Source organism: Candidatus Villigracilis saccharophilus (genome assembly GCF_016711665.1).
In genome coordinates this window covers 33,734-43,191 of record NZ_JADJSO010000012.1, presented here as the reverse complement: position 1 = coordinate 43,191, position 9,458 = coordinate 33,734, and the positions used below count along the sequence as shown (strand labels likewise).

Here is a 9,458-nt window from a genome sequence, read left to right as displayed (position 1 = left end):
TTTCCAGCCTTCGCGATTTTTTTTCATCTGCGATTCCCATTCGTGGAATTTGCACTTCATTTCCTCGATGACGTCTGGGTGGTTGTCCTTGAGGTTGTAACTCTCCTGTGGGTCGGATTCGACATCGTAAAGCCAGGGCAGTCCGCTGATGTCCTTGCCATCAATGACGCGGTCGTTGGGAAGTTCCACGCCAGCGAGTGCAAGGCAGGTTGGGAACCAGTCAATGTTCATGGCGGGAGAGTCGCAGACCGTGCCTTGTGGAATTTTTTCAGGCCAATGCGCGATCATCGGGATGCGATAGCCGCCTTCATAACTTTGCCCCTTGCGCCCGCGGAACTTGCCCGCGCTGCCGTTGTACCAGGCGCCGTTATCGCTGGTGAAGATGACGAGGGTGTTCTCCCACTGTCCATTTTCTTTCAGGGTCTTGACCAACTGGCCGAGACTCCAATCGATTTCTTCGATGGTGTCGCCGTACAGTCCGCCTTTGGATTTGCCGCGGAAATTTTCCGAGGCGTGCAAAGGCTGGTGTGGATAGGTGTGGGCAAAGTACAGAAAGAATGGTGCCTCGTTGTTTTGCTCGATGAACTCTATGGCTTCACGGGTGTATAGGCCTGTCAGTTTGTCCATCTCTGTGAAGTCAGGTGACAGGCATTCATTGTCCCGATACAACGCGAAGTCTTTCATATCATTGCTGTGCGGCACGCCGAAGAAGTGGTCAAAGCCGAAGCGCAGGGGATGATATTCCGAGTAAATGGGAAACTCGCCGAGATGCCATTTCCCGACCATGCAGGTTTTGTAGCCGACGTTCTTCAATGCCCTCGCGATGGTAACTTCCTTTTCAGGGATGCCGCGCGGTTTCGGCTCGTTGTTGTAGTCCATCAACCCAAGTCGAGTGAGAAACTTTGCCATTTCCCAGCGCAGCTTGCCCCAGAAATCCTCCAGGCGTGAATCAACGGGCGGGCGGTGTCCCGCCCGTTTTGCGCCGAGTACCCATCCCAGCCCTGCGCGTTCGGGGTAACGTCCCGTCAGCAAGCCAAAACGGGATGGAGTACACAGCGAATTACAGGCATAGAAAGAAGTGAACTTCACGCCGCCTTGCGCCAGTTGATTAATATGCGGCGTGTTCATCAGCGTATTGTCGTAGGGCGGCAGGTCGCCGTAGCCGAGGTCATCACAGTTGATAATGATGATATTCGGCTGGTTATTGCGTTTGGATGTGGATTGCTTTTTGTCACTCATTGTCAGCTCTTTTTATTTCCAACCGCCAAGATTCTCTTTCATGCTTTTCTGCCATTTTTGGAAGATAGCTTCCATCGCTTCCACGATATCTGGATGCTCGCGCCTTAAGTTGTAACTCTCCCCGGGGTCAAGCTCGAGGTTGTATAACCAGGGGGCCTCAAGACTATTCTCCGATTTCCAATGCTTATCCAGAGGGATGGGCCACGCCATGGTGTCAATATCGCGGATGTATTTCCACTTTCCCATGCGGACTGCTTCCAGTTCCTTGTTGTGATAAAAGAAGAGACAATCATTCGGGTCACGCTTTCCATTGCTGGTCAGCAAGCTGAGGATGTTCTTGCCATCGATGACGCGGTCTTCGGGCAGATCCACCCCAGCCAGCGATAGCATAGTTGGAAATAGATCTATATTCATAGCTGGTTCCGAGCAGATACTCTTAGCTGTGATTCCCTTTGGCCAGTGGGCGATCATTGGGACGCGGAAGCCGCCTTCATAACTTTGCCCCTTGCGTCCGCGCAACCCTCCGGGACTGCCGCAGTATCCAGGACCGTTGTCGCTGGTAAAGATTACGAGTGTGTTGTCTGCTACGCCATTCTCTTCCAGCGCACGCATGACTTCTGCCACGCTCCAGTCGATCTCTTCGACACAGTCACCGTATAAGCCGCCCATCGATTTGCCTCTGAAGTTTTTCGATGCGTATTGAGGTGTGTGCGGGTACGTGTGGGCGAAGTAGAGAAAGAAAGGCTTGTCTTTGGATTCGTGGATAAATTGCACGGCTTCGCGGGTGTACAGGCCGGTGAGTTGGTCCATTTCAGTGAAATCTGGTGAGAGACATTCTTCGTTTCGATACAGAGCAAAATCTCTCATGTTGTTGGCGTGCGGCACGCCGTAGAAATAATCAAATCCATGCCGAAGCGGATTGTATTCGGGATAGACCGGGAATTCTCCCAAGTGCCATTTCCCTACCAGCCCTGTGCGGTATCCAACGGTTTGCAGTGCTTGACCAATGGTAATCTCTTCCTCAGGGATGCCGCGCAATTCAGGGAGAGTCCCGAAATCCCAGAAATGTAATTTCGACAGGTAGCTGACAAACCACCATCTGAAATATTGGTCATTGAATTTGGCCCACCAGTTCGCATTGTCTACGGCGGTGGTTCGGGGACCGATATGTTTGGCAAGCAAGAGCGATCCTACTCCTGCCCGCTCCGGATACCTTCCTGTCAGCAGCCCGAAGCGTGACGGGGTGCAGAGCGAATTGCAGGCATAAAAAGAGTCAAACTTCACACCGCCTTCCGCAAGTTTATCTATATTGGGTGTTTGGATTGATTCACTGCCAAACGAGGAAAGGTCACCGTAGCCAAGATCATCACAGTTGATGATGACAATGTTCGGGCGTGGAGCATGTTCAGGGTTCATTGACCGGCCTTGGGGTCGAGTGAGGCGGCGATCTCCTTCCGCAGTGCGTCATGCGAGTTTCGTGTGATCGGGTAGCGATAGAGGATCGGAACGCAGATCAGCATCGCTACTGCGGGAATGACCGCGTAGAAAAATCGGATGCCGAATAATGCTGTTTCGGTCTGCGCCGCGTTGGGGATGTACCCAGACCATTGCAGCGCCCAGCCAGGGACAGCGACGCCGAGGGCGTAGGCGAATTTGGTCAGGAAGTTGGAGATGCCGTAGTAAATGCCTTCGCGGCGTTTGCCCGTCATCTTCTCGTCGTATTCAATGACGTCGGGCATCATGGCGTACGGCAAAACCCATTGCGTTGAAAAGCTGATGCCGAGCACGACAGCGACGACATAAACCCAGGGAGTGGGATGATGCGGCAGGAAAAAGAAGGCCAGTAAAAAGGTGATGGACGCGAGAGTTAATCCTAGGGCGTAGGTGGGACCTTTATCGATTTTGTCTGCGAGTAATTTTGCAGGGACGGAGAACAAGCCTGTCATGATGAGCGAGCCGATCATGATAAAAGTGAGTTGGCTTGCCATGCCGAGTTGATATTGAATGAGGTATGGAAGCAATGCTGCCTGTACGGTGAAGGCAAATCCGCCCAGCATAAAAATGACCATCAGGATGACGAAGGGTTTGTTCTTGAAACACAATTTCACCGCCTGCCATACATGCATGTCGGTGGGTTCTTCTTTTAGTTGTGTAGTTTCTTTGATGGAGAAGGTGGTGATGAGCAGCATGGTCATTGCGATCGCGCCAAATGTTGCGCCTGTTCCGCTCCATGCCCCTGCGCGGCTCAGTCCCATGCCCATGAACAATCCCACCAACACAGTGACAAGACCTGCGCCGAGGATGTATCCAACAACGGCGTTGACGCTTTTGTATAACGCGAGGCTTGAGCGTTCCTGATAATCGTGAGTCACTTCGGCGATCAATGACGCGTAGGGAACGACCGCCATGGTCACAAAAGTATCTTTCAGCCAGAAAGTAAGCATTACGGCAAAAAAAGCGGTGAGGCCAGTCAACCCATGCGGCAGGGAAAGTTGAATCCAGCTGCCAATTGCAATGGGGACAGCTGCGATCAGCATATAAATTCGACGGCGGCCAAAGCGCGAGCGGGTTCGGTCCGACCAATATCCAAACAGCGGGTCATTGATCGCGTCCCAGGTTAACTTGGCTACGAGGAGGGCGCTTCCTACCAGCGCAGGGCTGATGCCCGCCACGTCGGTGTAGTAGAAGAGCAGGAAAAAATCCATGGCTGCGCGCAGGGTTGTGAAACCCAACTCAGCCAGGGCAAAACGGAACTTATAGCCAGCGGATAGTTTTTGATCCAAGGTGTACCTTCCTTTTGCGTATCGGTTTTGTAAGCGTATCTAAAACCATAGCAGGAAGGTGAATTCTTGTCGTCAAAAATTATAAATCTAGACTGTTTGGGCCGTGGACAGTAGACGGTTAGTGAAGTACGGACGATAGGGGGGCAATTACGGTCTACGGCCTGTTGTCCATCGTCTGTTTTCTGTACCCCGAAGGAGTTGTCCCCGTTTGTTGTTTGAAAATTGTATTGAAAGATTGCTTGGAACCAAATCCCACCTGAAAGCCGACGGCGAGCGTGCTTTCTTCGGGCTTGTTCACCAAAATCGACTTCGCCTCTTCCACGCGGTACTGGTTGATGTAACTTGCGAAATTCATCCCGAGCAGGTCATTGATAAATTCCGAAAGCTGGTGTGGGGTGATGAACAACATTGCTGCCACCTCATCCAGTTTCAAGTCGAACTGACGATATATTTTTTCCTCTTCCATTAATTCACGCAGGCGGGCAATGATCTTGTCGCGACTCAGGCCTTGAATGAGCGACTTCTTGTAGCGCTCCTGTTTTTGTTCTCGCGCCACCAGTTGATAAAAGTCAGGGTAGCGGTTCTCGAACAGCAGATAGACGATCCCTGCAATGCCAATGAACAGAATACCAAAATTCATCACAACACGGTTGGCAGTGATGAATCCCGCCGCGATCAGGAGCATGTTTACCATATACAGGATCACGATCGCGCTGGAGATGAGCACAGGTTCGCGAGTCGACTCGCTGTTTACGAAGCGCGTTTCCAGCCGCAGTAACATTCCGTATTGGATGAGGGAAACGATGACACCTGCGAGGATGAGGTACGAAGCGGCATACCGCGTTGGGTTGGAAAATACATCGCGGATCACTGCCTGACTTTGGGCTTGATTCACAAAATAGAACCAGGTCTCCCCGAGAAAGACGACTACTGCAGGCAGGATCTGAACTTTGATGCGTGCGGGGATTTGTCCACCCGGGTAGAAGAACATAAAGTAGCGGATGTAATTGAGCGGACCAGAAAGGAACAATAACGTTACGAACAGATACAGCAAAAAGGGATACTGCAAATGAAGGTCTTGGGTTACAAAATAAAGCTGCAGGGTTTGTAATCCAACCAACAGGTCACGTACCACCCGAAACAGGAAGGAGCGTCTCTTATTCTTGCGTGTGAGATGTAAAAGCGCCGTGTAGAAGGTCAACACGGCGGCAATTGCAATGACAATCGAGGCGGAACTCGCTAAAAAATTCATCGTGTAAGAGGTGATGCTAAACAGCGTCTCAAAAAATCATTCTTATACCCCATGTTGATTCGCATAAGCCCGTGGGAAGTTTTATATGACAGGTAAAAAATTTTTACCATTTGCAATTTGGCGTAGTGTTGATGCCAGCGGAAATTCCCACCCTTTTATACATCGTCACATTGGTAAAAGGTTCTCCGAGAATTCCGTCATGGATCGCCCACGAGCGCTTGCGTATTGTATCTGCCGCGTCGGGTTGTCGGAATGGATTGGATCCATCAAGAGCTGACATTAGGTCACCGCCGGCTTGAAAACCGGCATGGATGCTGTCCATCAGGCGTTTGCCCATTTGGTAGCGAAAGCCATAGCGTTCAAAGATGACCGCGTTGTGGTAGTACAACGGCTCGACAAAATACATGTCGTGTCCGAGCGCTGAAACAAAGCCTTCGAAAGTTTCGATGGCCTGGCCCAGCAATCTTAATCCGCGCCGTATCTGACCTGGAGCCAGCCCGGCTTCGAGAGCGGATCTCTCTGCCTCAATATTTCTGCGCAGCGTCCCGAATTTAGTGGGTGAGCCGTCAGGCATTTTGTCCACATCAAAACGCGGGGCTGACGGGTCGTTGAGGATGTATAGCAAAATATGGATCTGTCCATTCAACGTGTCTGTCAGATGCGCGTAGAAGATCGGGTCTGGAAAATCCATTTCGTGAAAAAGACGCATTTCCACATCGGTTGAACCGGTGGCAAAGCGGAATTGCAGCAGGTTGTAGCCCGCCGCAGAAGTAAGAGGCGGCAGGTGAAATTTTTCCAAGAGGGAGGCGGGAATATAACGTGAATAGATCGCGCGTTTTTCAGCTTCAGGTAATAAATTGATCCCGCCAATGGTGGAAGGGGGCATGTAGACTCCTTGTCGATTGTCCGACAATTTTTTTATCTAAGCGAACCGATCAATGATTAACCGACCTTCAGACGAATTGCTATCTAACTCTTGTGGCTCTTTCCTGACCGCGCGCCTCGTCCCGCTTTGCAATGGTGGCGCGTTTATCATAGGCTTTTTTACCTTTTGCCAGCGCGATCTCGATCTTGGCACGCCCGTCTTTGAGGTAGACGCGCGTGGGAACAACCGTCATGCCTTTGATGCGGATCTCATTCCATATCTCAAGGATCTGTTTTTTGTGCAGGAGTAATTTCCGCTTACGTTTTGGCTCATGATTAAAGTGGGTTCCCGCCTGTTCGTATGGCGCGATGTGCGCTTCCACGAGCCAGGCTTCCCGTCCATTCGGGACATCCACGAATGATTCTTGGATGCTGATCTGTCCCGCGCGGATGGATTTGATCTCCGATCCCTGCAGAACAAGTCCCGCCTCAAATTTTTCCATGAGGAAATATTCAAAACTTGCCTTGCGATTGGTTGCGATTATTTTTATATTTTCTGTCACAAGTTGATTTTAGCATAAGCCTGACAGGTTTATAAAACCTGTCAGATATTTCTTATGCCTACCCCCATTTGAGAATTGCGAAACCTGCAAGGATGCGCAGCACGCCGAAGAGGATCAGCGCATTGGTCAGGCCGATCACCTGTGCAATCGATGGCCCGGCGAGCGAACTGGCAAGAATGGCGATGTTTAGAATGATGCTGTACCAGGCCAGGTGGGATGGACGGTCATTGGCGGGGATATATTCAAGCATGTAGTTGATGTACGCGCCATTGACCATGGCGAACAGAAATCCGCCGAGGAAAGACAAAACATAGTAATGCCAGACTGTGTGGGCGGCCGCGAGCATGAACGGATACAGCGCGGTCCCCGCCGCTCCCCAGGCTGTCACTTTTTTATTTCCAAAGTGCTGAGTAGCGCGCCTCAACTGTGTGGAGCCGATCAGCACCATTAGATAGAAAAGTGCCGTGCCTGTCCCGATGTTGCTGTCGTTCAAATGCAGGATGCGCACATTGTAGAGCGGATAGATCGGTGTCGTCAGGTACTGCGCCAGATGGAAGAAGAACAAAGCGAGCAGGATGTTGCGAAAGGGCGTGCTCCAAATATCCAGGCGCAGCGCGGACTTGATGCCGCGGGGGGAGTCTGTTTGGGGCGTTGGAGCAGGCTGCGGTATGGAAGGACGCGGGAGGGATTCTTCCAAAGGGATGACATGGTATATATGGTAACTGCTCATTGCCGCGCCGAATGCCCCGATCGCAAATATGGCAGTGTAGCCGGCCTCGAAAGGCATGTTTTTCAAGAGGATGCCTGCGCCGAAAGATGTCACCATATATGTGATCGCGAATGTGATATTGCGCGTGCCAGCCACTTGCGCCCGGAATCGATCTGGGACCGATTCCGCGAAGAGGGCGTTGAAGCCGACGCCAAGAGGGGTGAGTGGAATTGCCATGAGGAATGCGAGAACGATGAGCGTCCAGATCTGGCCTTGCGCGTTGAAGAGCCAGGGCAGTGGGATCCACAAAACATAGCCGATGCGGAATACGATGGATGACCAAAATACTGCGCGCCCAGTGTGCTGTTTTTCGATCCAGCGGCCGGCCGGAATGGCTAGAAAGAGATTTACGATTGCAGCCATCGCAGCCAGCAGACCGATCTGCAACCCGCTGGCGCCGAGACGCGTGGCGTACACATTGAGGAAGTTCACGGCCGTACCGCTCAATACACCGAACCAGGCAATATCAGAATATAAATGCCAGAAGTTGGATCGATATTTTTCGGGAACATCTGATTGACGGAACAAGTTGAAGCGCATGGAAATGATTATAACTACGATTTACGATTGGCGATTTTGAGTTTTGGATTTACCATTGAGGGATGAATAACTTAAACACATATTTTTTGCTCGACCCATCTGTCACCTTTCTAAATCACGGCTCGTTCGGCGCGACCCCGAGACCAGTCTTCGAGGAATATCAGCGCTGGCAGTTAGAGCTTGAACGACAACCCGTTGAATTTCTGGGCAGGCGCTTCAATGGGTTGATGGCCGAATCCCGTGCGGTGCTTGGCGAATATCTCGGCACCCATGCTGATAATCTCGTCTATACCCAAAATGTGACTGTCTCCATGAATATTGTTGCCCGTTCGCTGGGCCTGGGCGCGGGCGATGAAGTTCTGGCCAGTGATCACGAATACGGCGCGATGGATCGCACATGGCGTTTCCTGGCGAAGGAGCACGGCTTCACATACATCAATCAACCCGTTTCCCTCGTTTCACGAGAAGCCTTCATAGACTCGTTTTGGTCGGCTGTTACCCCGCGCACGCGGGTTATTTTTCTCAGCCACATTACCTCGCCGACTGCTGTTATTTTTCCCCTGGACGAAATTATCCAGCGCGCGCGGCAGGCGGGCATCATTACTGTGATTGACGGCGCGCATGTGCCCGGCCAGCTTTCTCTTAAACTTGATTCCTTCGGCGCAGATTTTTACGGTGGTAATTTGCACAAGTGGTTGTGTGCCCCAAAAGGGGCGGGATTTTTATATGCGCGCCCGGAAATGCAGAACTTGCTAAAGCCCCTTGTTGTTTCGTGGGGATACGAATCTATTACGCCGGGCAATTCCACCTTTGTGGATCATCATGAATGGTGGGGCACGCGCGATGTCGCCGCCTTCTTATCGGTTCCTGCAGCCATCAAATTTCAAAAGGACCATGATTGGGTTAACGTCAGGAGCGAATGTCATAAACTGGTTAGGGATGCGCAAGGACGAATCTGCGAATTGACAGGACTCGCCCCGCTTCATGCTAGGTCGGATGACTGGTTCGCCCAACTGGCGGCCGCCCAACTGCCAATTGATACGGATCTACCTGCGCTGAAAATACGTTTGTACGATGAATATCGGATTGAAATACCGCTGATCGAATGGCAGGACAAAAAATTGATCCGTATCTCTGTGCAGGGATATAACACCGAAGCGGATATCGATCGACTATTATTCGCCTTGTCTAAATTGGTATCGATCAAATCATAGTTTTAATAAGGTTATTTGATATCTGGTGTGGTGAAAGTGTTTAAAATTTTATTACCATTGTCTATTCGTTTGATAAAGCTTGAATAAAAACCTCTTACCTCTGTCCACAGCACGAAATGCCTCTGAGACAAGGAGCATCGCCCAAATTTTCTTTACGCGGTTCAAAAAATGATCAGTCATCTTTGACGATTACGATTTTTACAAAATATACAAAAGTTATGAGTATATATGAAA

At 50.8% G+C, this 9,458-nt stretch carries 8 protein-coding genes; 1 reads left to right on the top strand and 7 read right to left on the bottom strand.

Going from position 1 to position 9,458, the window contains the following annotated elements; genetic code table 11:
• The 7 genes from IPL17_RS05010 to IPL17_RS04980 form a co-directional block, all read right to left on the bottom strand.
• Positions 1–1,239 (bottom strand): sulfatase-like hydrolase/transferase (locus tag IPL17_RS05010; RefSeq protein WP_345305977.1); only part of this gene is annotated, 1,239 nt, incomplete at its 3' end.
• 12 nt (positions 1,240–1,251) lie between these two features.
• Positions 1,252–2,655, bottom strand: coding sequence for a sulfatase (locus IPL17_RS05005; protein ID WP_345305976.1), 1,404 nt, complete (start codon positions 2,653–2,655; stop codon positions 1,252–1,254).
• Positions 2,652–4,022 (bottom strand): MFS transporter, encoded by a 1,371-nt coding sequence (locus tag IPL17_RS05000; RefSeq protein ID WP_345305975.1) that lies wholly within the window; start codon positions 4,020–4,022, stop codon positions 2,652–2,654. Before IPL17_RS05000 ends, IPL17_RS05005 begins: the two co-directional genes overlap by 4 nt.
• A gap of 154 nt (positions 4,023–4,176) precedes the next feature.
• On the bottom strand, positions 4,177–5,274 hold the full coding sequence (locus IPL17_RS04995) for a helix-turn-helix domain-containing protein (protein WP_345305974.1): 1,098 nt from the start codon (positions 5,272–5,274) through the stop codon (positions 4,177–4,179).
• Between the two features lie 103 nt (positions 5,275–5,377).
• A complete protein-coding gene (locus IPL17_RS04990) occupies positions 5,378–6,160 on the bottom strand; it encodes a hypothetical protein (protein ID WP_345305973.1) in 783 nt (260 codons plus the stop codon).
• A 79-nt stretch (positions 6,161–6,239) separates the two neighbouring features.
• Complete coding sequence (gene smpB / locus IPL17_RS04985) at positions 6,240–6,701, bottom strand: SsrA-binding protein SmpB (protein WP_345305972.1); 462 nt, start codon at positions 6,699–6,701, stop codon at positions 6,240–6,242.
• 58 nt (positions 6,702–6,759) lie between these two features.
• Entirely contained in the window at positions 6,760–8,010 is a 1,251-nt protein-coding gene (locus IPL17_RS04980; RefSeq protein WP_345305971.1) for an MFS transporter, read from the bottom strand.
• Positions 8,011–8,072: 62 nt separating this feature from the next.
• Between IPL17_RS04980 and IPL17_RS04975 the strand changes: the two genes are divergently transcribed.
• Complete coding sequence (locus IPL17_RS04975; protein WP_345305970.1) at positions 8,073–9,224, top strand: aminotransferase class V-fold PLP-dependent enzyme; 1,152 nt, start codon at positions 8,073–8,075, stop codon at positions 9,222–9,224.
• Positions 9,225–9,458: the final 234 nt, after the last annotated feature.

Coding starts and splice junctions, on each gene's coding strand:
- IPL17_RS05005 (WP_345305976.1), bottom strand. CDS start 2,655: ATGAACCCTGAACATGCTCCACGCCCGAACATTGTCATCATCAACTGT.
- IPL17_RS04995 (WP_345305974.1), bottom strand. CDS start 5,274: ATGAATTTTTTAGCGAGTTCCGCCTCGATTGTCATTGCAATTGCCGCC.
- IPL17_RS04990 (WP_345305973.1), bottom strand. CDS start 6,160: ATGCCCCCTTCCACCATTGGCGGGATCAATTTATTACCTGAAGCTGAA.
- IPL17_RS04980 (WP_345305971.1), bottom strand. CDS start 8,010: ATGCGCTTCAACTTGTTCCGTCAATCAGATGTTCCCGAAAAATATCGA.
- IPL17_RS04975 (WP_345305970.1), top strand. CDS start 8,073: ATGAATAACTTAAACACATATTTTTTGCTCGACCCATCTGTCACCTTT.